18 protein-coding genes, 5 tRNA genes, 1 pseudogene and 1 riboswitch are annotated in these 24594 nt (G+C 73.1%); of the genes and pseudogenes, 13 read left to right on the top strand and 11 right to left on the bottom strand.

The window, feature by feature from the left end; all coding sequences use genetic code 11:
- Window positions 1-159 precede the first annotated feature (159 nt).
- The gene (locus tag ACIQ9G_RS20525; RefSeq protein ID WP_403611249.1) at window positions 160-933 is read left to right on the top strand and encodes a TetR/AcrR family transcriptional regulator; all 774 of its coding nucleotides are present in this window, start codon (window positions 160-162) and stop codon (window positions 931-933) included.
- A gap of 246 nt (window positions 934-1179) precedes the next feature.
- A pseudogene (locus ACIQ9G_RS20520) lies at window positions 1180-1785 on the top strand (RNA polymerase sigma factor); the annotation flags it as partial.
- Between the two features lie 53 nt (window positions 1786-1838).
- Here the strand turns inward: ACIQ9G_RS20520 and ACIQ9G_RS20515 are convergent.
- The gene (locus tag ACIQ9G_RS20515; protein ID WP_403611247.1) at window positions 1839-3917 is read right to left on the bottom strand and encodes an asparagine synthase-related protein; all 2079 of its coding nucleotides are present in this window, start codon (window positions 3915-3917) and stop codon (window positions 1839-1841) included.
- A 692-nt stretch (window positions 3918-4609) separates the two neighbouring features.
- Here ACIQ9G_RS20515 and ACIQ9G_RS20510 point away from each other — a divergent pair.
- The 4 genes from ACIQ9G_RS20510 to ACIQ9G_RS20495 all read left to right on the top strand — a co-directional run bounded on the left by ACIQ9G_RS20510 (window position 4610) and on the right by ACIQ9G_RS20495 (window position 9706).
- Entirely contained in the window at window positions 4610-6034 is a 1425-nt protein-coding gene (locus tag ACIQ9G_RS20510) for an MFS transporter (protein WP_403611245.1), read from the top strand.
- A 59-nt stretch (window positions 6035-6093) separates the two neighbouring features.
- On the top strand, window positions 6094-7335 hold the full coding sequence (gene lhgO / locus ACIQ9G_RS20505; protein ID WP_403611242.1) for an L-2-hydroxyglutarate oxidase: 1242 nt from the start codon (window positions 6094-6096) through the stop codon (window positions 7333-7335).
- Between the two features lie 75 nt (window positions 7336-7410).
- On the top strand, window positions 7411-8241 hold the full coding sequence (trmB, locus tag ACIQ9G_RS20500; protein WP_403611239.1) for a tRNA (guanosine(46)-N7)-methyltransferase TrmB: 831 nt from the start codon (window positions 7411-7413) through the stop codon (window positions 8239-8241).
- A 115-nt stretch (window positions 8242-8356) separates the two neighbouring features.
- Entirely contained in the window at window positions 8357-9706 is a 1350-nt protein-coding gene (locus ACIQ9G_RS20495; RefSeq protein ID WP_403611237.1) for a PrsW family intramembrane metalloprotease, read from the top strand.
- A gap of 348 nt (window positions 9707-10054) precedes the next feature.
- On the opposite strand, the gene ACIQ9G_RS20490 is transcribed toward ACIQ9G_RS20495, so the two are convergent.
- The 9 genes from ACIQ9G_RS20490 to ACIQ9G_RS20450 form a co-directional block, all read right to left on the bottom strand.
- The gene (locus ACIQ9G_RS20490) at window positions 10055-10999 is read right to left on the bottom strand and encodes an aldo/keto reductase (RefSeq protein ID WP_403611235.1); all 945 of its coding nucleotides are present in this window, start codon (window positions 10997-10999) and stop codon (window positions 10055-10057) included.
- An 82-nt stretch (window positions 11000-11081) separates the two neighbouring features.
- A complete protein-coding gene (locus ACIQ9G_RS20485; RefSeq protein WP_403611232.1) occupies window positions 11082-12113 on the bottom strand; it encodes a M23 family metallopeptidase in 1032 nt (343 codons plus the stop codon).
- Between the two features lie 11 nt (window positions 12114-12124).
- Window positions 12125-12282, bottom strand: a riboswitch (cyclic di-AMP (ydaO/yuaA leader).
- Between the two features lie 370 nt (window positions 12283-12652).
- A tRNA-Met gene (locus ACIQ9G_RS20480) sits at window positions 12653-12726 on the bottom strand.
- A gap of 98 nt (window positions 12727-12824) precedes the next feature.
- Entirely contained in the window at window positions 12825-13955 is a 1131-nt protein-coding gene (locus ACIQ9G_RS20475; RefSeq protein WP_403611229.1) for a dihydrofolate reductase family protein, read from the bottom strand.
- 108 nt (window positions 13956-14063) lie between these two features.
- Window positions 14064-14136 (bottom strand) — tRNA-Lys (locus ACIQ9G_RS20470).
- A gap of 236 nt (window positions 14137-14372) precedes the next feature.
- Complete coding sequence (locus ACIQ9G_RS20465; protein ID WP_403611226.1) at window positions 14373-15908, bottom strand: amino acid permease; 1536 nt, start codon at window positions 15906-15908, stop codon at window positions 14373-14375.
- A 160-nt stretch (window positions 15909-16068) separates the two neighbouring features.
- Entirely contained in the window at window positions 16069-18240 is a 2172-nt protein-coding gene (locus tag ACIQ9G_RS20460; RefSeq protein ID WP_403611223.1) for a DEAD/DEAH box helicase, read from the bottom strand.
- Window positions 18241-18448: 208 nt separating this feature from the next.
- A complete protein-coding gene (locus tag ACIQ9G_RS20455; protein WP_403611221.1) occupies window positions 18449-18994 on the bottom strand; it encodes a hypothetical protein in 546 nt (181 codons plus the stop codon).
- Window positions 18995-19104: 110 nt separating this feature from the next.
- Window positions 19105-19455 (bottom strand): metallopeptidase family protein, encoded by a 351-nt coding sequence (locus tag ACIQ9G_RS20450; RefSeq protein ID WP_403611219.1) that lies wholly within the window; start codon window positions 19453-19455, stop codon window positions 19105-19107.
- Window positions 19456-19541: 86 nt separating this feature from the next.
- Here ACIQ9G_RS20450 and ACIQ9G_RS20445 point away from each other — a divergent pair, with 86 nt between their 5' ends.
- The 5 genes from ACIQ9G_RS20445 (at window position 19542) to ACIQ9G_RS20425 (ending at window position 22757) form a co-directional block, all read left to right on the top strand.
- Window positions 19542-21140 (top strand): metallophosphoesterase, encoded by a 1599-nt coding sequence (locus ACIQ9G_RS20445; protein ID WP_403611217.1) that lies wholly within the window; start codon window positions 19542-19544, stop codon window positions 21138-21140.
- Window positions 21141-21220: 80 nt separating this feature from the next.
- A tRNA-Glu gene (locus ACIQ9G_RS20440) sits at window positions 21221-21293 on the top strand.
- Window positions 21294-21343: 50 nt separating this feature from the next.
- Window positions 21344-21418 (top strand) — tRNA-Asp (locus ACIQ9G_RS20435).
- A gap of 24 nt (window positions 21419-21442) precedes the next feature.
- Window positions 21443-21516: transfer RNA gene (locus ACIQ9G_RS20430), tRNA-Phe, on the top strand.
- Between the two features lie 272 nt (window positions 21517-21788).
- Window positions 21789-22757, top strand: a complete 969-nt coding sequence (locus tag ACIQ9G_RS20425) for a ferritin family protein (protein WP_403611214.1) — start codon at window positions 21789-21791, stop codon at window positions 22755-22757.
- A 111-nt stretch (window positions 22758-22868) separates the two neighbouring features.
- Here the strand turns inward: ACIQ9G_RS20425 and ACIQ9G_RS20420 are convergent, their stop codons facing one another.
- Window positions 22869-23423 (bottom strand): hypothetical protein, encoded by a 555-nt coding sequence (locus ACIQ9G_RS20420; RefSeq protein WP_403611212.1) that lies wholly within the window; start codon window positions 23421-23423, stop codon window positions 22869-22871.
- Between the two features lie 221 nt (window positions 23424-23644).
- Between ACIQ9G_RS20420 and ACIQ9G_RS20415 the strand changes: the two genes are divergently transcribed.
- Together ACIQ9G_RS20415 and ACIQ9G_RS20410 are read left to right on the top strand one after the other, a co-directional pair.
- Entirely contained in the window at window positions 23645-24025 is a 381-nt protein-coding gene (locus ACIQ9G_RS20415; RefSeq protein WP_403611210.1) for a hypothetical protein, read from the top strand.
- Between the two features lie 143 nt (window positions 24026-24168).
- The gene (locus ACIQ9G_RS20410) at window positions 24169-24468 is read left to right on the top strand and encodes a hypothetical protein (protein ID WP_403611207.1); all 300 of its coding nucleotides are present in this window, start codon (window positions 24169-24171) and stop codon (window positions 24466-24468) included.
- Window positions 24469-24594: the final 126 nt, after the last annotated feature.

Here is a 24594-nt window from a genome sequence, read left to right as displayed (position 1 = left end):
TGTCGACGGGGTGTAGGGCATGTGACCGGACGAGTCCGCTGGGTCCCACCGGGGCTCTCTTGGGCGGGCCCGCTCGGGCGCCGTGCCCGTTCCGTGCATCCCGGATTTCAGTGGCGGGGAGAGTCTCCGGGGGGAGACGTCATTACCGGGGGATCACTTATGCACATTCAGGACTCTCACTGGTCTACCGCGTCGGCCGTCGCGCCCGTCGGCGGGGCGATGAGCGCGGCCATGAGCGCGGCGGGCGGCGGACGCGGGGGCGGGTCGCGGACGACGCCGCTGCGCGTCGACGCACAGCGCAATCTGGAGCACGTGCTGCGGGCGGCGCGCGAGGTCTTCGGCGAGCTGGGGTACGGCGCGCCCATGGAGGACGTGGCGCGGCGCGCGCGGGTCGGCGTCGGCACGGTGTACCGGCGCTTCCCGAGCAAGGACGTGCTGGTGCGGCGGATAGCCGAGGAGGAGACCTCCCGGCTGACCGAGCAGGCGCGGGCCGCGCTCGGACAGGAGGACGAACCGTGGTCGGCGCTCGCGCGCTTCCTGCGCACGTCGGTGGCCTCCGGCGCGGGCCGGCTGCTGCCGCCGCAGGTGCTGCGGGTGGGGGTCGCGGACGACGCCGCGGGACCGGCGGCCGAGGCACGGGTGCCGCAGCAGCGGACGCAGCCGGCCTCCGGGGAACTGCGCCTCGTGCCGGACGAGACCGCGGCGCTCCCCTCGGGCGACGACGCGGGGGCGGCGGCGCTGCTCGAGGTCGTGGGCCGGCTGGTGGATCGGGCTCGCGCTGCGGGTGAGCTGCGGCCGGACGTGTCGGTGTCGGACGTCCTGCTGGTCATCGCGACGGCGGCCCCCTCACTGCCGGACGCCGCCCAGCAGGCGGCCGCCTCGGCGCGGCTCCTGGACATCCTGCTGGAGGGACTGCGATCGCGACCGGCGTGAGCCGGGCAGGGCGCCGGCGATACGGGACGGGTGACGCCGCGGCGGGGTGAAGTGCCGCCCCGCCGCCCTGTCGCCTGCCGTGCGACCGGCAGGTGGCGTTCCCCGTTTGGGTGAAGTTCGGTACGGCGCTCCGCCGGTTCCCCACGGACGAGTGGTCGATCCGTACGAGCCCGTCCTGGCCGGAACCCTTGTGGCACGCTGCCCCGGTGATCGGCAGGGCTGGACTGGCGGCGGGGGCTTACCGCGATGGGCGCTGAGGGACGCGACGAGTCACGCGGTGACGGCGCGGCGGCGGACGCGGAGCGGCTCCGCCCGTCGCAGTCGCCGCCCCAGTCGCCGCCCCAGGTGCCGCCCCAGGGCGGCCCGGCCGGCGCCCCGCGCGGCGCCTTCCCGGCCCGGGATGGCGTGCCGCCCCGGGCTGACGTCCCGGCACCGACCGGTGTTCCGGCTCAGGCCGGTGTTCCGGCTCAACGCGAGCGGTGGGACGACGATGTGCCGCCTCCTGCGGTGGAACTCCCGCCGTCGGACGTCGACCTGATCGGGCGGATGCGTGCGGGTGACGACACGGCGTACGAGGAGCTGTACCGGAGCCATGCGGACGCCGTGCGCCGCTACGCCCGTACCTGCTGCCGGGACGCCCACACCGCCGACGACCTCACCGCCGAGGTGTTCGCCCGGATGCTCCAGGCGGTGCGCGGCGGTTCCGGCCCCGAGCACGCCGTACGCGCCTATCTGCTGACCACCGTCCGGCGCGTCGCCACGCACTGGACGAGGACCGCGCGGCGCGAGCAACTGGTCGACGACTTCGCGGTGTTCGCCGCGCAGGCCGCACACGGCTCCGGCGGATCCGACGGCACCGCGTCCCCCGGCTCCGCGGCCACCGCGCCCCGGACCCCGGACCCCGATCACGTCCCGGAGGCCAGCGCCCCCCGCTGCGGGGCGATCCCCGCCGGCACCGCCCGAGCCCGTGCGGGCGTCCCCGTCCAGCACGTCCCCCGCCGCGCCAGCAGCCGCCGCAGCCACATCTCCAGCGACACCAGGTCCGCCAGCCCGTCCAACGGCATCGGCTCCCCCGCCGCCGCTTCCCGCAACGCCTTGCGCACCACCCGTGCCTCCACCAGCCCCGCCTCCGCCAGCAGCGGCGTGGCGAACAGCTCGACCAGGGAGTCCGTGGCCACCCGCAGCCCCGCCCGCGCCGCCACCGCCGCCGAGGCGTGCGAGGGCGCGCCCCAGCCGGGCGGCAGCTCTCCCACACCGGCGCCCTCCAGGACCGTACGGAGGATCGACGCCCGCGCCCCCGGCTGCACCCGGAGCGCCTCCGGCAGGGTCCGGCACGCGCGGACGACCTGGTTGTCGAGGAACGGCGTGTGCAGCCGCTGGGAGCGGATCTCCGCGGCCTGCTCCAGGATCCGCAGGTCCGCCGCGTGGCGGGCCAGCGCCGCTCGCGCCCGGTAGTCGCCCGGCCGCTGCCCCGGCCCCACTCCGGACCGGCTGGTCGCACCCTGAAGACGAACCGATACTTCAGCCAGCGCCTCCCCGGTCAGCCAGCGCGCGGCGGGCCCCGGTCTGCCCCAGGTGAGCGCGGCCAGCGACGCCCCTACCGCGCCCCCGGGCTCGTCGAAGCGGCGGTGCAGCAGCCGGTCGGCGAGCACCTCCAGACCCGTCCGGTACGGCGTCCGCGCCAGCCGCCGGGCCGCGCCGTACACGCGCGCGGGGACCAGCACCGATCCGTCGGCCTTGGCGAGCGCGGCGACCGGGCGGACCAGATGCCGCCGCTGGCGGTCCATCAGCAGGTCGGCCAGCCGCGCCGGATGCGCGTCCAGGACCTGGCGGGCGCCGTACCCGGTGAAGTGGTCGGCGCTGCCCGAGGCCAGCCGGGCCCGGTGGCGTGCCGCCGTCACCAGTGACGGCCCGGGCTCGTCCGTGAGCGGCCCCTCCAGGTCGGCGTACGGGAGCACGTCCTCGCCGCCGGTGACCACCACGTGGTGCAGCCGCGGGTTGGCCGCGAGCGCCCCGGCCCGCTCCAGTTCGGCCTCGCGCCCGCCGACGGTGAGGTCGTTGAAGGTGACGGCGAGCAGCCGCTCACCGGCGCCGGTGCCGTGGCCCAGGAGCGTGCCCGGCATCCCCGGCAGCCCGGCCGCCAGCAGCGCGAGCGTCCCGGAGGCCGAGCCCCCGGACAGGTCGGCCCCGATCCCCGGCACCGGCATCCCGCGGGCGGCGCGCCGCTCGGCGGGGCCCATGCCGGGCACCGGGCCGGGGTCTACGTCGGGGACGTGGCGGGGTGCGGACAGCCGGGCGCGCACGGCCTCGACCAGCGCGTCCCGCACGGCGCCGACCGCGCTGTCCGGGTCGGCCGGGGGAGCCGCCACGGCGAGCGAGGCGACCGGTTCGTACCCGGCGACCTCACGGGCCCCGGCGCGCAGGATCAGCGCGTGTCCCGGCGGGATGCGCCGCACACCGGCGTACGGCGTGGAGTCGTGCACCGCGGCCGGCACGTCGGGGGCGGCGAGCAGCGCGGCGAGGTGCCCGAAGTCGAGGTTGGCCTCGGTGAGGTCGGCCAGCGGCAGCGCGGCGGTCGCGTAGGCGGTGCCGCCGGCCCAGGGGGTGTGGAACACCGGGCGGGCGCCGGCGAGGTCGCCGCAGACGGTGACGCGCCGGCCCACCTGGACGACGGCCGTGTAGCTGCCCGGCCAGGCGGTCAGATGCCGCAGGGCGCCGCCGCGCGCGGCGAGCAGGCCGACCCGCAGTTGCTCGTCGGATGCTCCGCAGGTGCCGAGCACCGCGATCCTCGTCTGGGCGTCGGCCCGTACCAGGCGTACCTCGTCCGGGCGCCAGTCGCCGACCGCCCAGAGCGGATCGGGGTCGCCCCACAGGAGTTGGGAGCCCACCGGATGCACGGTCTCGCCGTCGAATCCGGTGGCGCCCGCGGCGCCGATCGCGGCGGCCCCCGCGGCGGTGCTGCTCCATCCCACCAACCACCGCATCGACGCCTCCACAGGCTGTGGACAACCAGTGCACCGCACCAACAGGGACACCATGCTGCCACGAAGGACGCGCGCCGGAGGGGAGGCGGAGCCGCCTTCGCCGTACGGCACGCGCCCCCGCGCGCCTGCCCGACGCCTGCTCGGCGGTTGCCCAACACCTCTACGGGGCAGGGTTACTGCGACGCGAATGCGCCCCCTGATGCGCTCCCCGCGACGCCCTTCGCGCCGTCAATTTCCATGGTGAGGGCCGTATTGGGCGTCGAGAAGCGGGGATTATTTTCAGCCAAATCGGCGCGGGAGGAGCGGACTTGCACACGCTCCGTACATGCTCCACGCACCGAACGGACAACAGACGGTCCGGGAGGCGGAGTTCGCCTCCCGGACCGTTCCGCCGCCCGCGGGGATGGAGGCGGCGGCGTCCCCCAGCCCACTGGATCCAGTACAGCGGGCCGACCCACGACCACCATGGAACCGCTCCCTCCATGGCCGGAGAAGAGCGCACGGGCGGGCGCACGGCCACACACCGGGAGCACGCCGCAACTGAGCGTGCAGGGACCGCACTTCGGTACGGGCCACAATCCCGCCAACCGGAACAATGCCCCTTAACGCTTGGGATGCGGCGAACTACGCTGGGTTTACGAATGCCGCGTGGTTATGCCAGCGCGGCAGCCGTCTGTGTCGAGGGGTGGCGCATGTCCAGGGAGCAACGCGGGCCGAACGAAAAGCTCGGCGCCGTTCTCGCCCTCGCGGGAATCAGCAACGCGGGACTCGCGCGACGCGTCAACGACCTCGGTGCCCAACGCGGTCTGACGCTTCGCTACGACAAGACCTCGGTGGCGCGCTGGGTGTCGAAGGGAATGGTGCCGCAGGGCGCGGCGCCGCACCTCATCGCGGCCGCCATCGGGCAGAAGCTCGGCCGTCCGGTGCCGCTCCACGAGATCGGTCTGGCGGACGCGGACCCCGCGCCGGAAGTGGGCCTGTCCTTCCCCAGAGACGTCGGTCAGGCGGTGCGGTCGGCGACGGAGCTGTACCGTCTCGACCTCGCCGGCCGCCGGGCCGGTACCGGCGGCATCTGGCAGTCGCTGGCCGGCTCGTTCGCGGTGAGCGCATACGCAACGCCCGCATCACGGTGGCTGATAACCCCGGCCGACAGCTCGGTGGCGCGCGAGGCCAGTCCGGCGGAGGGCTCGGGCGCACCGCTCAAAGTCGGCCACAGCGACGTGCAGAAGCTGCGGGAGGCCGCCGAGGACGCCAGGCGCTGGGACTCCAAGTACGGAGGCGGCGACTGGCGTTCGTCGATGGTGCCGGAGTGCCTGCGGGTCGAGGCGGCGCCGCTGCTGCTCGGCTCCTACTCCGACGAGGTCGGCCGGGCGCTGTTCGGCGCCTCCGCCGAACTGACCCGGCTGGCGGGCTGGATGGCCTTCGACACCGGCCAGCAGGAGGCCGCCCAGCGCTACTACATCCAGGCGCTGCGCCTGGCCCGCGCCGCCGCCGACGTCCCCCTCGGCGGGTACGTGCTGGCGTCCATGTCCCTCCAGGCCACCTACCGGGGCTTCGGCGACGAGGGCGTCGACCTCGCGCAGGCGGCCCTGGAGCGCAACCGCGGCCTGGCCACCGCCCGCACCATGAGCTTCTTCCGCCTCGTCGAGGCCCGCGCCCACGCGCGCGCGGGCGACGCCCAGGCGGCCGGCGCGGCCCTGAAGGCCGCCGAGGGCTGGCTGGAGCGGTCCCGCGAGGGCGACCACGACCCGTCCTGGCTCGGCTTCTACGGCTACGACCGGTTCGCCGCCGACGCCGCCGAGTGCTATCGCGACCTGAAGGCACCCCGCCAGGTCCGCCGCTTCACCGAACAGGCCCTGTCGAAGCCGACGGAGGAGTTCGTGCGCTCGCACGGGCTGCGGCTGGTGGTGTCCGCGGTCGCCGAGCTGGAGTCGGGCAACCTGGACGCGGCCTGCGAGCAGGGCGTACGGGCGGTGGAGGTGGCCGGGCGCATCTCGTCCGCGCGCACCACGGAGTACGTCAAGGACCTGCTGCACCGCCTGGAGCCCTACGGCGACGAACCGCGCGTGGTCGAGCTGCGGGAGCGCGCCCGGCCGCTGCTGGTGGCTCCGGCCTGAGCCGGCCCGGGCGCGGCGAGCCGAAGGACCCCGGGTTTGAGGGCATTGTCAGTGGCGCAGTGCACTATCGAAGCCGGGAGGTGGAGCAGGTGCGGCCGGACATCGCTCACGACTGTGACGTGCTGGTGATCGGGGGCGGGATCGTCGGCCTGTCGACGGCGTACGCGATCACGCGCGCGGCGCCGGGCACCCGGGTGACCGTCCTGGAGAAGGAGCCGGGCCCGGCCCGCCACCAGACGGGGCGCAACAGCGGGGTCATCCACTCCGGTATCTACTACCGGCCGGGCTCGCTGAAGGCGCGGTACGCGGTGCGGGGCGCCGCCGAGATGGTCAAGTTCTGCGCGGAGTACGGCATCGCGCACGCCGTCACCGGCAAGCTGATCGTCGCGACCGGGCGGGAGGAGCTGCCCCGCCTGCACGCCCTCGTCCAGCGCGGCCGGGAGAACGGCATTCCGGTGCGGGAGCTGGGCGCCGCCCAGATCGCGGAGTACGAGCCGGAGGTGCGCGGCCTGGCCGCGATCCACGTCGGGACGACGGGGATCTGCGACTTCACGGGCGTCGCCCGGCAGCTGGCGCGGGCGTCCGGCGCGGAGATCCGGTACGGGGCGCGGGTCGTCCAGGTGGACCGGCGGCCGGAGCGGGGCGTGGCCGTGCGCACGGCGCGGGGCGACGTCGTGCGCGGGCGGGTGCTGGTCAACTGCGCCGGGCTGTACTGCGACGAGGTGGCCCGGCTGACCGGGGACGAGCCGGACGTGCGGATCGTCCCCTTCCGGGGGGAGTACTACGAGCTGGCGCGGCCGGAGCTGGTGCGGGGGCTGGTGTATCCGGTGCCGGACCCGGCGTTCCCGTTCCTCGGCGTGCATCTGACCAGGGGCATCGCGGGCGATGTGCACATCGGGCCGAACGCGGTGCCGGCGCTGGCGCGGGAGGGATACGGATGGGGGACCGTACGGCCCCGGGAGCTGGCGGGGACGCTGACCTGGCCGGGGTCCTGGCGGATCGCCCGGCGGCACTGGCGCTACGGCGCCGGGGAGCTGCGGCGGTCGGTGTCGCGGAAGGCGTTCGCGGAGGCGGTGCGCAGACTGCTCCCGGCGGTCGGCGAGGAGGACCTGGTGCCGACCGCGGCGGGAGTGCGGGCGCAGGCGGTGCTCCGGGACGGGACGCTGGTGGACGATTTCCTGATCCGGGAGGGTGCGCGGGCCGTGCACGTGCTCAACGCTCCGAGCCCCGCGGCCACGGCGTCGCTGCCGATCGGACGGGAGGTGGCTCGCCGGGCCCTGTCCGTGCTGGCGTCGGCGTAAGCAGCCGCGGGGCTCGGGCGCCCAGGGCCGGGGGCCGGGCCGCCGGTGGCGTGCGCCCCGTAAAATCGAGGCACTGTGTCGAACTCCCTGAACACCCCCGAAGCCCACCGGCCCGCCTCCGACGGGCGGCCGCAGCACGCCCCCGGTGTGTCCGTCCGGCACACCCGGGCCAAGGGAGAGCCGCGCTTTCCCGACGGCCCGAAGGCCGATCCGGCCGGTTCGCACTTCGAGCGGCGGATCCGCAGCTTCCAGCCGCGGCGGAGCCGGGTCACCGCTGGGCAGGCGGACGCGCTCCAGCGGCTGTGGCCCTCCTGGGGGCTGGACATCGACGGGCAGCGGGTGATCGACCTCGCCGAGCTGTTCGGCAACACGAACCCGGTCGTGCTGGAGATCGGGTTCGGCATGGGAGAGGCGACCGCGCGGATGGCTGCCGCGGACCCGGACACCAACATCCTCGCCGTCGACGTGCACACGCCGGGTCAGGGCAACCTGCTCAACCTGGCCGACCAGAACGGACTGTCCAACGTCCGGGTGGGCAACGGCGACGCGATCATCCTGCTGCGGGAGATGCTCCGCCCCGACGCGCTCGACGGGCTGCGCGTGTACTTCCCCGACCCCTGGCCCAAGAAGCGGCACCACAAGCGGCGGCTGATCCAGCCGGAGTTCCTGACCCTGGCCGCCACCCGGCTCGGGCCCGGGGCGATCGTGCACTGCGCGACCGACTGGGAGCCGTACGCGGAGCAGATGCTCGAAGTGCTGACCGCGCACCCGGCCTTCGAGAACACGCAGGCCGACGGCGGTTTCGCGCCGCGACCCGGCTTCCGTCCGCTGACCCGTTTCGAGGGCCAGGGACTGGACAAGGGTCATGTGGTGAACGATCTTCTCTTCCGCCGCGTACCGCACTGAGACCAGCCTCCGCAGCACCTGCCGGAGCAGCCTTCCGCCGAGCGTCCCGACCGCGCCTGACGCGATGTGCCAGGCCCCGTCGCGGGCGGCGTCCTCCCTCGTTAGGGTCAATGCCGTGGCCACCTGTCCCCCGTACCCGCCCCACCCCAGCGGACCCGTTCCCGGAGCGGCCGGCGGCCGGCCGCGTCATGCGCACTGGTGGCAGAAGCGATGGGTCCGGTACGGCGCGCCCGCCATGCTGCTCGCGCTGTCCGGGCTCGTCATCCTCGCGCTCGTGCGCCAGCAGACCGGCACCGAGGGGTTCCTGGTCGGGCTGGGCCTCGCCGTCCTGCCCGTGCCGCTGCTCATAGCCGCCTTCCGCTGGCTGGACCGGGTGGAGCCCGGCCCCTGGCGGAACCTGCTGTTCGCCTTCGCCTGGGGCGCGTGCGCGGCGGCGCTGGTGGCCATCGTCGCGAACAGCTTCGCGACCCAGTGGATAGAGACGGCGACCGCCGACCCGACCCGGGCGGACACCCTCGGCGCGACGGTGATAGCGCCGATCGTGGAGGAGTCCGCGAAGGGCTCCGCCGTGCTGCTGCTCTTCCTCTTCCGCAGACGGGACTTCACCGGGATCGTCGACGGCGTCGTCCTGGCCGGGTTCACCGCAACCGGCTTCGCGTTCACCGAGAACATCCTCTACCTCGGCACCGCCTTCGGCACCGACCAGCTCACCGGCGGCCGGGGCATCGCCTCCGTCACCGCGGCGACCTTCTTCGTGCGGATCATCATGTCGCCGTTCGCGCACCCGCTGTTCACCGTGTGCACCGGCATCGGCTTCGGCGCCGCCGCCGCGCTCGCCGCGGACCGCCGGCGCGTGCGGCGCGTCCTGCTGCCGCTGAGCGGACTGCTGCTCGCGATGAGCATGCACGCGCTGTGGAACGGCTCCTCCACGTTCGGCACGTACGGCTTCCTCGCCGTCTACGCGGCCTTCATGGTGCCCGCGTTCGGGCTGCTGACCTGGATGGTCATCTGGACCCGGCAGCGGGAGCTGCGCACCGTGCGCGAGGAACTGCCCGCATACGCCGCCGCCGGGTGGCTGACCCCCGCCGAGCCGTTCGCGCTCGGCTCCATGCGGGCGCGCAGGCTGGCCCGGGAGCACGCCCGGCACCACCTCGGCAAGCCGGCCGGCCGGGCGGTCGCCCAGTACGAGGCGTACGCGACCTCGCTGGCGTTCCTGCGGCACCGGGGGCGCCGGGGCCGGGCCGGCGCCGACTTCGTCGTCCGGGAGCGGGAACTGCTCGGCGAGCTGTGGGCGCGCCGTGAGGTGGCCCAGCCGGCCCTGGACCACGCGGCGCGCAGAACCGCCCCGCCGGTCCCGGTCGTCGCCCCGCCCTGGCCGGTGTACGGCGTCTACGGCCGGCCCGCGACCCATGTCCCCCACGGTCCGGCGACCCCCTACCCCGCTTACAACCCGTACCGGACCTGACCGGCCCTTGGGCGAGCCGGGCCGGGTCCGGCCCGCTCGGCCGGGTCCGGCGGGGTCGGGTCCGGCGGGGTCGGGTCCGGCGGGGTCGGGTCCGGCGGGGTCGGGTCCGGCGGGGGGTACCCCACCCGCCCGGCCCCGCGAGGCCGCGGAGTCGGCGCCGCGACGGCGGCACGACCTCGGCCGGCAACAGTCGAGCCGGGCCAGGCCGACGCCGGCAGGCGGTAGTCGTCAGGCCGAAGCCGGGCCGTAGACGTCAGGCCGTGGTCGTCGAGCCGTGGCCGTCCGGCCGCTGCCGAAATCGGCGGACCGGGGCCGTCAGGCCGCTGCCGAGGTCGGCGTCCGGGGCCGTCAGGCCGACGCCTCCGTCAGCCTGGCGAGGTCCTCCTCGGTCAGGGCCAGGTCCGCCACCTTCAGCAGGGCCGGGAGCTGCTCCGGGGTCCGGGCGGAGGCGATGGGCGCGATCACCGTGGGCTGGGCGGCGAGCCAGGCGAGGGCGACCGTGGCGACGGAGGCGTCGTGGGCCCGGGCGACCTGGTCGAGGGCGGCGAGGACACTGCGGCCGCGCTCGGTCAGCAGGTGCTTGGCCGCGCCCTCCGCCCGCGCGCTGTCCACCTGGGCGCCGGGCCGGTACTTGCCGGTGAGGAAGCCCGAGGCCAGCGCGAAGTAGGGGACGGCGGCGAGACCGGCCCGCTCGGCGAGGTCCCGCAGCTCACCCTCGTAGGTGTCGCGCGAGACCAGGTTGTAGTGCGGCTGGAGCGCCACGTACCGGGCCAGACCCTCCCGGTCGGAGAAGTCGAGGGAGGCCCGCAGGCGCTCGGCGGAGATGTTGGAGGCGGCGATGTGGCGCACCTTGCCCGCCTTCACCAGCTCGTCGAGCGCGCCGACGATCTCCTCGACCGGCACGTCCGGCTTGTCGAAGTGGGTGTAGTACAGGTCGATGTGGTCGGTGCCCAGGCGCCGCAGCGAGGCGTCGGCCGCGGCCTTGATGTTGGCGGCGGTCAGGCCCTGGTAGTCGGGGTGCTGGCTGACCTTGGTGGCGATGACGACGTCGGCGCGGTTGCCGCGTGCCTTCAGCCACCTGCCCAGGATCGTCTCGGACTCGCCGCCCCGGTTGCCCGCGGCCCATGCCGAGTAGGAGTCGGCGGTGTCGACGAAGTTGCCGCCGGCGGCCGTGTACGCGTCGAGGACGGCGAAGGACGCCTCCTCGTCTGCGGTCCAGCCGAAGACGTTGCCGCCGAGGGCGAGCGGGAAGACCTCGAGGTCGGACGAGCTCAGCTTGCGAAGAGAAGTCATGGAAGACATCAACAACCGCGCCGGAGCCGCCCATTCCGATCAGGGCGGCTCCGTGGGGAAAAGCTTGCGCGAACCCGGTGGGTCAGGGGGTGAGGCCCTTGTCGCGCAGCCACGTCATCGGGTCGATGCCGGTGGCCTGGCCGTCGGGGTGGACCTCCAGGTGCAGGTGCGGCCCGGTGACGTTGCCGGTGGCGCCCACTCGGCCGATGACGTCGCCCGTGCTCACCTTCTGGCCGACGTTGACGCTGATCGAGGACTGGTGGCAGAACCACAGTTCGGTGCCGTCGTCGAGGGTGAGGACGGTGCGGTAGCCGTAGGCGCCGGCCCAGCCCGCCTCGGTGATGGTGCCGCTGTGGATCGCCTTGATCAGGGTTCCGGTGGGAGCGGCGAAGTCGAGGCCGGTGTGGTAGCCGGAGGACCACATGGAACCGGGCTGACCGAAGGTGCCGGTGATCGTGTACGAGGGGGTCGGCAGCGTGTACTGCTTGGCCAGCTCGGCCAGGCGCTCGGCCTCGGCCTTCCGCTTGGCCTCCTCCTCCGCCTTCTTCTTCGCGGCGGCGGCCTTCGCCTCGGCCTCCTGCTGCGCCTTGGCGACGGCCTCCTGGGCCTGCTTGGCGGCTGCGGCCTCGGCGGCCTTCTGGGCCTTGGTCTCGACCTGGGCCTGCTGCTGCTCGGCCTGCGCCATGATGCGGTTGCGCAGCGCCTCGCCCGCGTCGGAGGCGCTCTCGGTGGTCTCGGCGGTGCTCGTGCCGAGAGTGCTGAGCGCCGTCGCGGAGCCCTCGGGGGCCGCGGGCTCGTCGTCGAAGAGGGAGCCCACGGAGGGCAGGTCGGGCATGGAGATGGACACCGGCGGCTTGCCGGTGTGGGCGCTGGCGATGCCACCCGCGCCGACGGCGGCTATGACGCCGACACCGAGAACGGTGGAGCTGCGGGCGAGCCCGCCGCCGCGCTGCTTGGCGACGCGGTGCCGACCCCGGACCGGCTGGACGGACTCCTCGGTGGGATTCCACTCCTCCCAGGGGCCCTCGTCGGTGCGGTAACTGCCGTAGCCGAAGGTTTCGGTGCGCTGACCCGGCACGAACGGGGCTTCGGGGGCGGGGCGGTTGGACGCCACTCGGGCGTGCTCCTTTCCTTCCGTCTCGCCTACCGGGTTAGCTGACGGGTTCGGAGCGGGAAGGTCTCCTACGCGCGTAAACCAGACGTGCGAGCACGGTGGTTGACGCCCGATTCACCCCAAGTTGGTGGTTCCCCGGTTCCCTTGCGGGATTCGGCGCGCGCGCACGGAGCCGTCGCTTGTGACGGCTGGGACGACCGCGCTGCGTTATCGAACGTTAATAGACGCGAGCCTCTGATTCCAAGCCGTTCGACTTGATCATTAAACCTTTTTGGCCAGACGTTCGGGCCATGCGCGACGAAAATCGGGCGAGTTGACCCACCCTCCGCGGCAGCGGATTTCTGACGGTGTGTCACTTGCCGTGCGCTCCGGCGCGGATCACTCACCCGCCGTGACAATGATCAAGGGCGACACCCGCCGGCCCGGGAGTACGGGCCGAGGGCGCCCTCCATGGACCTGAGGGCCGACCGGAGGACACGGTGGGACGGGAAACACTCAGGGCCGGAATCCTTGATCGGATTCCGGCCCTGAGTCTTCAGTAGCGGGGACAGGATTTGAACCTGCGACCTCTGGGTTATGAGCCCAGCGAGCTACCGAGCTGCTCCACCCCGCGTCGTGAGACCAACTGTACCCCATCCGCGAGGCCGAATGCACACGCATGGAGTCCGGCCTCCGCCCCGCGCCCCTCCCGGGCCGGCGGCGCGGTACCGCTCAGCCGGTCAGATGCCGGTTCGGAGCCTTGGCCCGTTCCTCCAGCTCAGGGACGAGTACGGTCCGCGCGCCCCCGGCCGCGAGCGTCCCGGACCCGTCGGCGCCCTCGACGAACGTGTCCGGTTCACGCCAGGCCGTGACCACTCGCCGTACACCCGCGTCGAGGATCAGCCGGGCGCACGGGCGGGGCCGGGAGGCACGCCGCGCGCACGGCTCCAGGCTGCTGTAGACGGTGGCGCCGGCCAGCCGCGGGTCCGCCGGGTCCACCTTGGCCAGCGCCGCCTCCTCCGCGTGCACGACGGGGTCGTCGCCCTCCCGCGAATGGCCCCGGGCGAGTTCGGTGCCGTCGGCGGCCACCACCACCGCGCCCACGCTGAACGCGGTCCGCGAGGGCGGGCAGAGCGCCGCCAGGTCGCACGCCAGCCGGAGCCAGTGCCGGTCCGCGGGCGAGGCGAGGGTCCCGGTGCCGGGAGCCGTCGGCTCGTAGCGCATGAGGACCACGTCCTCGATGGCCCGAGTCTCCACGAGCCGCAGCCGTCCGCCCTGGTAGACGCCCGGCCCGAACAGCCGCGGCGCCCGCGGGTCGCCCACGAGGAGCGGGGCGAGCACGAGCTGGAGCTCGTCCGCGAGGCTCTGCTGAAGCAGCTGGGTGTGCACGGTCCCGCCGCCCTCGACCATCAGCCGCCGCACCCCACGCACGTCGTGCAGATGCTCCAGCAGCCGCCGCCAGTCGAGTTCGGCGCCCAGCGGGACGACATCGGCGGCGAGGCCGGCCCCGCGCAGCCGTTCGGCGCCCCGGTCGGTCGTGTAGACGGCCTTCTCGCCGCCCGTGTGCCAGAACCGCGCGGCCGGGTCCAGCTCGCCGGCCGCGCTGACCGTCACCTTCAGCGGGTACTCCGGCTTCCCGGCGGCGACCCGGGCGGCCCGCCGCTCGGGCGAGTTGACCAGCAGCCGCGGATTGTCGGCGCGGATGGTGCCGGCGCCGACGAGGATCGCGTCCACCGAGGCCCTCACCTCGTCCACCCGGTCGAAGTCGGCGGGGCTGGAGAGCAGCAGCCGCTCGGGGCCGGTGTCGTCCAGGTAGCCGTCGAGGGAGACGGCGGCGGACAGCAGGACGTACGGACGGGGCATCGGCGCGCGCTCTCTCTGCGGGAACGGAACTGCGTGAGCCGCCGGGGAAGTTGCCGCGGAAACGCCTGAAGCCCCGCCACGGAGTCCTCCGGGGCGGGGCCTCTCTCGTAGGCCCTGTGGGACTCGAACCCACAACCAATGGATTAAAAGTCCACTGCTCTGCCAATTGAGCTAAGGGCCCAGGCGATGTTGCCTACCCGAGCATAGCCGGAGCAGGCCGCCTGTCCGATCGGGTATCGGGGGTGCCGGGCCGGAAGTGTGCCGTAAGGGTGTCCAGGTGGCCGGTCGGGAGAGTGCCGTGCGGGTGCCGAACGGCCGTCGGGAGCGTGCCTGCGGGCGGCGGGGCCCGGTCGGGGGCGTGCCGTACGGGCGGCGGGCGGGGCGTTCGGGTCAGGGGTCGGCCGGTTCGCGTTCGGGTCAGGGGTCGGCCGGTTCGGGGGCGCCGGTGCGGGCGGCCTCGCGGGCGAGGGTGCGTGCGTGGGTGGGGTTGAGGAACCAGTGGCGCGCGGAGGCGAGCCACCAGGTCGCGGCGAAACCGAGGACCACCAGGACGGCGACCGGGGCGTAGTTGAACGTCTCCCAGGTGACCGGGGAGACCTGCGGCAGCATGAACAGGACGGTGATCACGCCGACCCAGGCCACCGACACCACCCCGATCGCCTGCGACCAGCGGCCCAGGTGCCAGGGCCCGCGCTCGAAGGCCTCGCCCTTGCGCACCCGCAGCAGGGTCGGCACGACGTAGGCGATGTAGAGGCCGATCACCGCGATCGAGGTGACCGCCGCGTAGGCCGTGACGTTGATCAGGTACGGCAGGCCCAGGGCCAGCGCCCCGAGCGCCGCCAGCCAGACCGCCGCGACCGGGGTGCGGGTGCGCGGGCTGACCGTGTGCCACACGTGGGAGAAGGGCAGCGCCCCGTCGCGGGAGAAGGCGTAGATCATGCGGCTGTTGGCCGTCACGGACGCCATGCCGCAGAACAGCTGCGCCCCGATCACCACGAGCAGCAGCAGCTTGCCCGCGGTCGCGCCGAGGGCGTCCAGCAGGATCTGCGCGGGCGGCGCGCCGGTCGGTGACGCGAGCTCCTTGTCGTAGGACTGGATGGCGAAGGTGAAGCCGAGCAGCAGGACGAAACCGGCCACCCAGGAGGTCCAGATGGAGCGGACGATGCCCTTCGGGCCGGCCGTGGACGCGTCGTGCGTCTCCTCGGTCATGTGGGCGGAGGCGTCGTAGCCGGTGAAGGTGTACTGGGCCATCAGCAGGCCCAGCAGGACGACGTAGACGCCGCTGCCCCAGCCCGTGTTGTTGACGAACTCGGTGAAGACGAAGGACGCCGACTGGTGCCGGTCCGGCACGAGGGCCAGCGCGCCGACGATCACCGCGACGCCCAGCACGTGCCACCACACGCTGACGCTGTTGAGGAGGCCGACGATCCGTACGCCGAAGGTGTTGAGCAGGCCGTGCAGCAGCAGGATCGCAGCGAAGAGCAGGACCGTGCGGCCGGGTGTGACGTGGAAGCCGAACTGGAGGTTGAGGTAGGCACCGAGGAAGGACGCGGCGCCGAAGTCGATGCCCGCCGTCACCGCAACCTGCCCCAGCACGTTGAACCAGCCCGTGAACCAGGCCCAGGCGGCGGCCGTCCTCGGCGGCGCCAGCCGGTGGGCCCAGAAGTACAGGCCCGCGGAGGTCGGGTACGCCGAGCAGATCTCCGCCATCGACAACCCGACGAACAGCGTCATGAGGCCGACCGCCACCCAGCCCCAGGTGATCACGGCGGGGCCGCCGGTGTTCATCCCGAAGAGGTAGAGCGTCAGACAGCCGGACAGGACCGAGATGATCGTGAAGGAGACCGCGTAGTTGGCGAACGCCGACATCCGGCGGGCGAGAACCTGCGTGTAGCCGAGCTGGGCCAGCCGCTCTTCGTCCGACGGCCCGCTCGCCCTGGTGTCATCTGTCATGCACCCAGCGATTCCCTGACCGATGGCGTGACATGCGACACACGAAAGGTGCTGTGGCCAAAAGTTATGGCGAAGGGCCCGTACGACATCGGTCGTACGGGCCCTTGGTGACTCAGGCGTAGCCCCACTCAGGCGGTGAGCCTGTCAGCCGGTAGGCCTGTCAGCCGTTGCGCTTCCAGCGCGGCTTGTCCTCGCGGCGGCCGAAGGACCCGGTGCCGCGGTGGTCGTCACGACGGCCGTACGGGCGGTCGTGGCCGGAGGAGCGGAAGCCGGGGCGGTCGCCCTGGCGGTCGCGGTTGAACGGGCGGTCGCTGCCGCGGTGCCCGCCGCGCTCGTCGCGGCGCGCGGGGCGGTCGTCCCGGCGGAAGCCGCCACGGTCGTCACGGCGCTCGAAGGAACGGCCGCCGCGGTCGCCGCCGCGGTCCCGGTCGAAGGAACGCTCGCCGCGGTCGTCACGGCGGAAGCCGCCACGGTCACCCCGGTCGTCCCGGCGGTCGTCGCGACGGAAACCGCCACGGTCGTCACGGCGCTCGAAGCCACGGTCGCGGTCACGGTCCCGGTCGAAGGAGCGGCCACCGCGGTCGTCACGGCGGAAGCCGCCACGGTCACCCCGGTCGTCCCGGCGGTCGTCGCGACGGAAACCGCCACGGTCGTCACGGCGCTCGAAGGAACGGCCGCCGCGGTCGCCGCCGCGGTCCCGGTCGAAGGAACGCTCGCCGCGGTCACGGTCGTAGGAACGACCGCCCCGCTCGTCCCGCCGCTCACGGCGCTCGTACGACGACGCGCCCGCCGGGCGCTCCTCGCGCTCGGTCCGCTCGGCGCGGTCGACGTCCTGGGCGGCCGGCTGCTCCGGCACCACCACCTCGGCCGTCTGCTCGGCCGCCGCCTGGGCCTCGGCCACCGCGGTCTCGGGGTCCTCGCCCCGCTCGCGGGCGACCCGGGCGACCAGCCGGTCGGCCTCCTCGCGCAGCTCGGTGGCGCGCCGCTGCGCACGCTCCAGCTGCTTGGTGAGGTGGGTGACCTCGCGCTCGGCCTGCTGGGCGGCGTTGCCCGCCGACTCGGCCTGCACCTCGGTCATCGACCGGGCGCCGGTGATCTCGGCGACCTCCGGGTCGAAGGCCGCGCCGCCCTGGATGATGTGGCGCGAGGCGTCGACGCCCGCGTCCTCCATCAGCCGGAAGATCTGGCGCCGCTGGTGCGGCAGGGAGAGGGAGACCACGGTGCCGGTGCGGCCCGCGCGGGCGGTGCGGCCGGCCCGGTGCAGGTAGTCCTTGTGGTCACCGGCCGGGTCGACGTTGAGCACCAGGTCGATGCCGTCGACGTGGATGCCGCGGGCCGCGACGTCGGTGGCGACCAGGACGTTGACGTAGCCGTCCTTGAAGTCGGCCAGCGTCCGGGTGCGGGCGCCCTGCGTCATGCCGCCGTGCAGCGCGTCGGCCTTCGCGCCGGCGTCGCGCAGCTGCTCGGCGACACGGTCGGCGCCGAGCTGGGTGCGCACGAAGATGATGGTGCGGCCCTTGCGGGAGGCGATGGCCGCGGTGACCGGCGCCTTGTCCTTGGGCTTCACGATCAGGATGTGGTGCGACATGGTCGTCACCGCGCCCTGCGCCGCGTCGACCTCGTGCAGGACAGGCTCGCTCAGGTAGCGGTCGACGAGCGTCTTGATCTCGTTCTCCATGGTCGCGGAGAACAGCATCCGCTGGCCGCCCGCCGGGACCTGGTCGAGCAGCTCGGTGACCTCGGGCAGGAAGCCCAGGTCGGACATCTGGTCGGCCTCGTCGAGGACGGCGATCCGCACGTCCTCCAGCGAGCAGGCGCCGCGGTTGATGATGTCGCGCAGACGGCCCGGGGTGGCGACGAGGACGTCGACGCCCTTCTCCAGCGCGTAGATCTGGTTGCCCATGGAGGTGCCGCCGCAGACGACCTTCATCTTCAGGCCGAGGACGTCGCCGTAGGGCTGGAGCGCGTCGGCGACCTGCATCGCCAGCTCGCGCGTCGGGGTGAGGATCACGGCCCGGGGCCGCTTCCTCTCGGTGCGGCCACCGGCCAGCGTGGCCAGGGTGGGCAGACCGAAGGAGAGGGTCTTGCCGGAGCCGGTGCGGCCACGGCCGAGGATGTCCTTGCCGGCCAGGGCGTCCGGGATGGTCGCGGCCTGGATCGGGAAGGGGGTGGTCACGCCGTTCTGCGCGAGCTTGCGGACGACGCCCTCGGGCAGGCCGAGGTCGGCGAAGGTGGCCTGCTCGGCCTCCTGCTGCGCCTCGGTGTGCTCGGCGTTGTCGGCGTCCTCGGTGTTCTCGGGCACGACGACGTGATCAGTACTGACAATGGACATGCGAATGCGAAACCTTCCGGAGTCTCGTCGGCACGCGCCCGTCAACTCCGTGATTCGCATTACGACCGCCTCGATGCGGTCCGCCACGGCAAGGGAGAGTACGCGCCACACGGCGCGCTCTGCGTGGGCGCCGGGCAAATGGGATCAAACGATCTACCACCATACGCACTCCCCATCCCGGAAGGCAAACCGGCCCCGTACCCGCAGGTCAGCCCCGCACGTACACCGGTGCCCCGACCTTCGAGGCCGGCTCCAACCGGGCCAGTTGCGCCCCGGTGTTGTCGTGCGCCGAGGACGAGGGCTCGGCGGACGTCGGAGCCGGTGTCCCCTGGGACGAGGTCGGCGGGGGCGGCGACGGTTCCGGCGCGGTGGACGTCCCCGTGGGGGCGGGCTGCCCCTGCGTCGGCGCGGGCTGCCCCGCGGGCGGCGGCTGTCCGGGCTGCCCCGGTGCCCCCGGTTTCCCGGGCGCCGGGGACGCGCTCCCCGCGGCGGACGGCGAGGCCGAGGCGGACGGCGTCCGGTCGGCCTTCTTCTTGCCCCCGTGCCCGCGCTTGCCCTCACCCGACCCGGCGTGGCCCGCGCCTCCGCCGGAGCCGCCCGTGCCCCCGTCCGGCGCCTCACCGGCCCGCCGGCCGGCGGAGTGCGACGGCCTGGCTCCGCCGTCGGTGTCGTCGCCCACGCTCACACAGCCGGCGGTGACGGCGACGGCGGCCACCGCGACGGCGAGACGGACGGGTACGTACAAGCGGCGCACGGGAAGCCACCTCCGGGGCAGACGCAGGAGTCAACCTGTCCAACTCCCGCCACCCGCAAGAGGACACGCGGCCGACCCCACCAAGCCTCCGCCACGCCCGGGAACCCCCGTCAGCCGTACCCGAGAGCGTGCAGCCGCGCGTCGTCGATCCCGAAGTGGTGGGCGATCTCATGGACCACGGTCACCTCGGTCTCCGCCACGACGTCCTCCCGGGTCTCGCACACGCGCAGCGTCGGCCCGCGGTAGACCGTGATCCGGTCCGGCAGCACGCCGGCGTACCACTCGCCGCGGTCCGTCAGCGGAGTCCCCTCGTACAGCCCGAGCAGCTCGGGGTCCTCGGCGGGTGGTTCGTCCTCGACGAACACCGCCACGTTGTCCATCAGCCGCGTCAGCTCCGGCGGAATCCGGTCGAGGGCCTCGGCGACCAGTTCCTCGAACTCCTCGCGCGTCATCTCCAGCACAGGGCCATTGTCCGGTACGACCGCCCCGGACGACCGGCGTGAACCTTTCGCGCATATCCCGTCGCGCAGTTGGGCATACGCGACCAATGGCCCGCGCCCCCCTCGCAGACCTGAACCGCACGCACCGCCACCACGGCATACGAAGGAGAGCAGCCCGCGTCCTCACCCGGCGCCGCGACCGCTCGCGCCGCCCGGGTCCCGCCGTCGAACTGGCCCCTGAGCCCAACCGCCGGCTCCGCGCCCTGGGCCTGGTCGCCGTGGTGCTCCTCGGTGCCTGGCTGGGCCTGCTGGTCGTCGGCAACGTACGGGTGCCGGTGGGGCCCATGAACACGACGATGGCCCTGCGCCCGTCCCTGAGCGGCGGCACGAAGATCAACATCTCCCCGCTGGGCGCGCTGGAGCTCGACAGCCATGTCGCCCCCGTCCGCCTGGACGTCAACGTCGACCAGCTCGACCCCGCCCGCTCCCAGGCCCTGGTCGACCACCCCGAACGCCTCTCCGGCCTGCAGGACGAGGTCGTCCACGACGTCGAGGACGGCACCCTCGACCTGGCCGTACGGTCCTGTGTGGCCGTGGTCTCCGGCGCGACGGCGCTCGGCCTGGTGGTCTACCGCCGCCCCCGCCGCGCCCTGGCGGCCGGCGGCCTGGCGCTGGCGCTGCTCGGGGCGTGCGGGGCGACGGCGTACGCGACCTGGAACCCGAAGTCGGTCCTGGAGCCGAAGTTCTCGGGGCTGCTGTCCTCGGCGCCCTCGGTCGTCGGCAACGCCCGCAGCATCGTCACCGAGTTCGACGTCTACCAGAAGGAGTTGGCGCGCCTGGTGACGAACGTGACGAAGCTCTACGACGTCACCTCCACGCTCCCCGCCTACGCTCCGGATCCGACGACCATCCGGGTGCTGCACGTCTCGGACATCCACCTCAACCCGGCGAGCTGGAAGATCATCGCCTCGCTGGTGGAGCAGTACAAGGTGAACGTGATCGTCGACTCCGGCGACACGATGGACCACGGCACCTCGGCGGAGAACGGCTTCCTGGACCCGATCGAGGACCTGGGAGCCCCCTACGTCTGGGTCCGCGGCAACCACGACTCCACGACCACCCAGCGGTACCTGGAGCGGCTGCGCAATGTGCACGTCCTGGACGGCGGCCGCGCCGAGACGGTCGCCGGGCTGCGGTTCGCGGGCATCGGCGACCCCCAGTTCACCCCCGACCGCTCCGCCGTGCCCGGCGGCGACGCGGCCGAGCGGATGGCGGGCGTCCGGCTTGCGTCGGCCCTGCGTGACCAGCGGGCCGGGGGCACCCCGGTCGACATCGCCGTCGCCCACGAGCCGGCGGCGGCCCGGGAGACGGACGGCACGGTCCCGATGGTCCTGGCCGGGCATCTGCACCACGAGGACACGGAGATCATGAAGTACGGCACCCGCCTGCGCCTGGAGGGCTCGACGGGCGGCAGCGGTCTGCGCGCGGTGGAGGGGAAGTACCCCGACCCGATCCAGGCGTCGGTCCTCTACTTCGACCGGGACAGCCGCCGCCTCCAGGCCTGGGACGAGATCCGGCTGGGCGGCCTGGGCCAGACCACGGCCGAGGTCAGCCGCCACCTGCCGAAGGAGAACCGGCCGGGTGCCGCACCCGGCCCGACGGGCACCGCACCGGCCCCGTCAGCACCCTCCTCCTCCGGCCCGTAAACCGTTTTGGCGATCCTCCCCGCCATCCCATATGCTTCTCACGTCCCCGACGCGCTGAGAAGCGCCCAGGCGGGCCGATAGCCCTCATCGTCTAGCGGCCTAGGACGCCGCCCTTTCAAGGCGGTAGCACGGGTTCGAATCCCGTTGGGGGCACGCAGTACGGTGTGCGACACTTACGTTCGTTGGTTCGCGCGCAACAGCTTGGTCCTGTGGAGCAGTTTGGAGTGCTCGCCACCCTGTCAAGGTGGAGGCCGCGGGTTCAAATCCCGTCAGGACCGCTGAGGTTTCACGTGAAACCTCGTGGCTGGGTAGCTCAGTTGGTACGAGCGTCCGCCTGAAAAGCGGAAGGTCGCCGGTTCGACCCCGGCCCCAGCCACAACCGCCCTAGCAGGGCAGAAACCCCCGTCGAGATCATCGGCGGGGGTTTCGCGTTGGTGCAGTGACGGCGGTACGACGGCAGCGACCTCACTCGAAGAGCTTGCTGAGCTGCGTCAACGCCTTCCGCTCCTCCCCGGCGGAGCGGCGAGAGCAGAAGTGCGATCACTGTGCGTACTCACTCGAAAGGGTTACGTGAAGGGGCAGGTGCGCACGAGTGCGGGTGGCATGAGGAGGGGCGCTCACACCCGGACGCGCCCCGAAGGAGGCATCATGGTCCGCCACTCGATGCGTGCGCTTCTGGTCGGCTTGTGCACCCTGACCGCTGCGTCCCAGGCGGTTACGGCCGTGGCCCTTGCCGTGCCGGCCGATCAGCACCGGAGCACGCACACCCCCACCCGCGCCCTTCGCGCACAGACGCTCTCCGACCTGGCCACCGCCATGAAGGGTGAGGCGTTCGCCTACGCCTCGTACAGCCTCTACGGCGCCGAGGCCGACCGCCGGCTCCTACCGGAGGTCGGCGGGCTCTTCCGCACCACCGCTCGGACGGAGCTGAACGAGCACCTGCGCCAGGCGGCCGTCCTGGCCGGTACGGTCGGCACGAACGCGGCCAACCTGCGCCAGGCCGTCAACGGCGAGGCGTACGAGCACCAGGTCATGTACCGCGGCTTCGCCCGCCAGGCCCGCGCGGACGGAGACCTCGCGGCCGCCAAGCTGTTCACCGAGATCGCCGCGGACGAGGGCCGCCACCGCGACGCCTACCGCACAGCGCTGAAGGTGGTGACCACCGGCCGCGGCACCATCCCGGCACCGCCGACCGCCACCACGGTCTCCGTCCCCGCGGGCCTTCCGAAGGTCAAGGCCGCCCGCACCCGGACCAACCTCGACACCGCCACGCACGGCGAGGCGCTCGCCCACGCCAAGTACATGCTCTACGCCGCCCGTGCGCGGCAGACCGGCAACCCCGCACTGGCCCGGCTGTTCGAGGGCACCGCCGGGGTCGAGCTGCACGAGCACTTCGCCGGCGAAGCGGTACTGGCGGGCCTGGTCGGCACGACGAGGAAGAACCTGGGCAAGGCCGTGGCCGGGGAACGCAACGAAGCGAGAACCCTGTACCCCGGGTTCGCCAACCGAGCCACGGCCGTGGGCGGCACCGCCGTAGCCCGCTACTTCCGTGACACGGCCGCCGACGAGGCCAAGCACGCGGCCGCCTTCCAGCAGGCGCTCAACAAGTTGCGGTGACTCCCCGGCCGAGCCGCGAGACCGGCCGGACACAAAGCAGGAACGTCCGGCCGGTCGAGCCTCACACGTGCCGCGCGGGCTGCCGGCGACGCAGCCGCTGCCGCTGCCGCGTCACTCCTTGCCGCCGGATTCGCTTTTCGAGAACCGGCCCTGCCAGACAGCCTTCGCGCCCGAGTCCCCGATCCGGTACACCTCGATGCCTGCGCCGACGGCCACGACCAGGGCAAGCACCAGCGCTGCGACGCGCACCGGAGCGGAGGAAGCCTGTCGAACCACAGCGGACGTCCCGCCCTGCGTGGAGCTCTCGGCCGTACCGCCGCGCTCGCCCTCCCAGCGAGAGCCGACGCGGCCGAGCAGAAAGACGGCGACCGTCAACACGAACAGGGCGATCACCCACGGAGTGAGGTCGGAGCCCATCTCGGCGTGCTCCTCCACCAGCGCGGTCTCCTTCACCCGCTCCTCCAGCCACTCGCCGGATTCGGTGGTCAGCAGCACCAGAGCGAGGGTGAGCGCTCCCAGCGCCGGCAGTACCCAGCTGAGTCGGAGCGCCGCCGACGGCCACAGCACACAGACGAGGAGTGCCAGCGCCGTCAGCGGGACCAGCACCACAGCGCTGTGAACGAAGAGGGGGTGGCTGGGAAGGTCGTTGAACAGCCCAACACTCACGGAAACTCCTCCGGCGCACAGGTGGCGGCACACGAGGGGCACTCGCCCCGATATCTGTCAGTTTGAGCATTATCTGGGCTAGGTGCTCCGGATGTATGAGATGCGCGCGCATGGAGTACCGAGTGGGGCGCATCAGGCCAATGATGGCAGAGTTGCGGCCGCCATCCGGGTGATTAGAGTGAAAAGTGAGGAAAGTGCGACATCACCTAGAGGGGGCGAGTATGCCCATGACTCATAGGAAGCGTGCAGGCGTCCTGGGTTCGGCCTTCATCGCCGCGGCGGTCGTCCTCGCCCCGGTCGGCTTCGAGCAGGCCGCCGCTGCCGCACCGAGCGCGACGCATGTCGGTGCCACCGTCAAGGCTCCCCATTCGAACAAGGACTACCAGCGGGGCTTCAGGGACGGCTTCAAGGCCGGGTGGCGCCAGGCACAGCGGTACTGCAAGCGGCACGACCACTGGAACAACCACTGGAACAACCACTGGAACGACCACCGGCAGGCACCTGGCCTCCACCACGGCAACAAGTACTCGAACTGGGACTACCAGCGAGGCTTCAGGGACGGCTTCAAGGCCGGGTTCCGCCAGGGACAGCGGCACTGCTGAACCCCCTCGCCGACTCCTCGCATCGCGGTCGACGCCCGAAGGCCCCGTCCCGCAGGACGGGGCCTTCGCCGTGCTTGGCAGCGTTCCCGGACGGCGCTACGTTCTGCCTGGTCGGCGTCGCGCCGAGAGAGCCGGGGGGCACCATGAGCAGAGACGAAGCACGAGCCATTCGGGACGTCGAGTTGGAGAAGGACCGGGCTAGGTACGGGCTGCTGGCCGTGGTCGTCAGCAATCTCGCGATCGCCGGTATCGCCGTCTTCGGGGTGTGGCGCCTCGACGGGGACCGTGCGGTGATCGTCGGCGTGCTGACCGCCGCCTTCACCGCGGTGAGCAGCATGACCACCGCCTACCTCGGCATCAAGGCCATCTCCAACACCGCGCGCTCCATCGCCCTGGGCGACCGCCCGGCGGCACGCCACGAGCAGCCTCCGACGGCTCCGTAGGAGCTGTCCGGCCGCCCCGCCGATCACATCGCGGACGCGGGTCCGGCCCGGACGGGCCTGGCGGCAGGTGCGCCCGTGACCGCCCTGGTCACGGGCGCGCGTCAAATCATTCGCGCGCGATTTCCC

Source organism: Streptomyces sp. NPDC096152 (genome assembly GCF_044763235.1).
Lineage (GTDB): Bacteria > Actinomycetota > Actinomycetes > Streptomycetales > Streptomycetaceae > Streptomyces.
Note: the sequence above shows the minus strand (reverse complement) of the source record. Positions and strands in the feature narration are given on the sequence as shown.

Coding starts and splice junctions, on each gene's coding strand:
- ACIQ9G_RS20415 (WP_403611210.1), top strand. CDS start 23,645: ATGCCCATGACTCATAGGAAGCGTGCAGGCGTCCTGGGTTCGGCCTTC.
- ACIQ9G_RS20515 (WP_403611247.1), bottom strand. CDS start 3,917: ATGCGGTGGTTGGTGGGATGGAGCAGCACCGCCGCGGGGGCCGCCGCG.
- ACIQ9G_RS20460 (WP_403611223.1), bottom strand. CDS start 18,240: ATGTCCATTGTCAGTACTGATCACGTCGTCGTGCCCGAGAACACCGAG.
- ACIQ9G_RS20525 (WP_403611249.1), top strand. CDS start 160: ATGCACATTCAGGACTCTCACTGGTCTACCGCGTCGGCCGTCGCGCCC.
- ACIQ9G_RS20475 (WP_403611229.1), bottom strand. CDS start 13,955: ATGCCCCGTCCGTACGTCCTGCTGTCCGCCGCCGTCTCCCTCGACGGC.
- ACIQ9G_RS20445 (WP_403611217.1), top strand. CDS start 19,542: ATGGCCCGCGCCCCCCTCGCAGACCTGAACCGCACGCACCGCCACCAC.
- ACIQ9G_RS20490 (WP_403611235.1), bottom strand. CDS start 10,999: ATGACTTCTCTTCGCAAGCTGAGCTCGTCCGACCTCGAGGTCTTCCCG.
- ACIQ9G_RS20425 (WP_403611214.1), top strand. CDS start 21,789: ATGGTCCGCCACTCGATGCGTGCGCTTCTGGTCGGCTTGTGCACCCTG.
- ACIQ9G_RS20410 (WP_403611207.1), top strand. CDS start 24,169: ATGAGCAGAGACGAAGCACGAGCCATTCGGGACGTCGAGTTGGAGAAG.
- ACIQ9G_RS20465 (WP_403611226.1), bottom strand. CDS start 15,908: ATGACAGATGACACCAGGGCGAGCGGGCCGTCGGACGAAGAGCGGCTG.
- ACIQ9G_RS20510 (WP_403611245.1), top strand. CDS start 4,610: ATGTCCAGGGAGCAACGCGGGCCGAACGAAAAGCTCGGCGCCGTTCTC.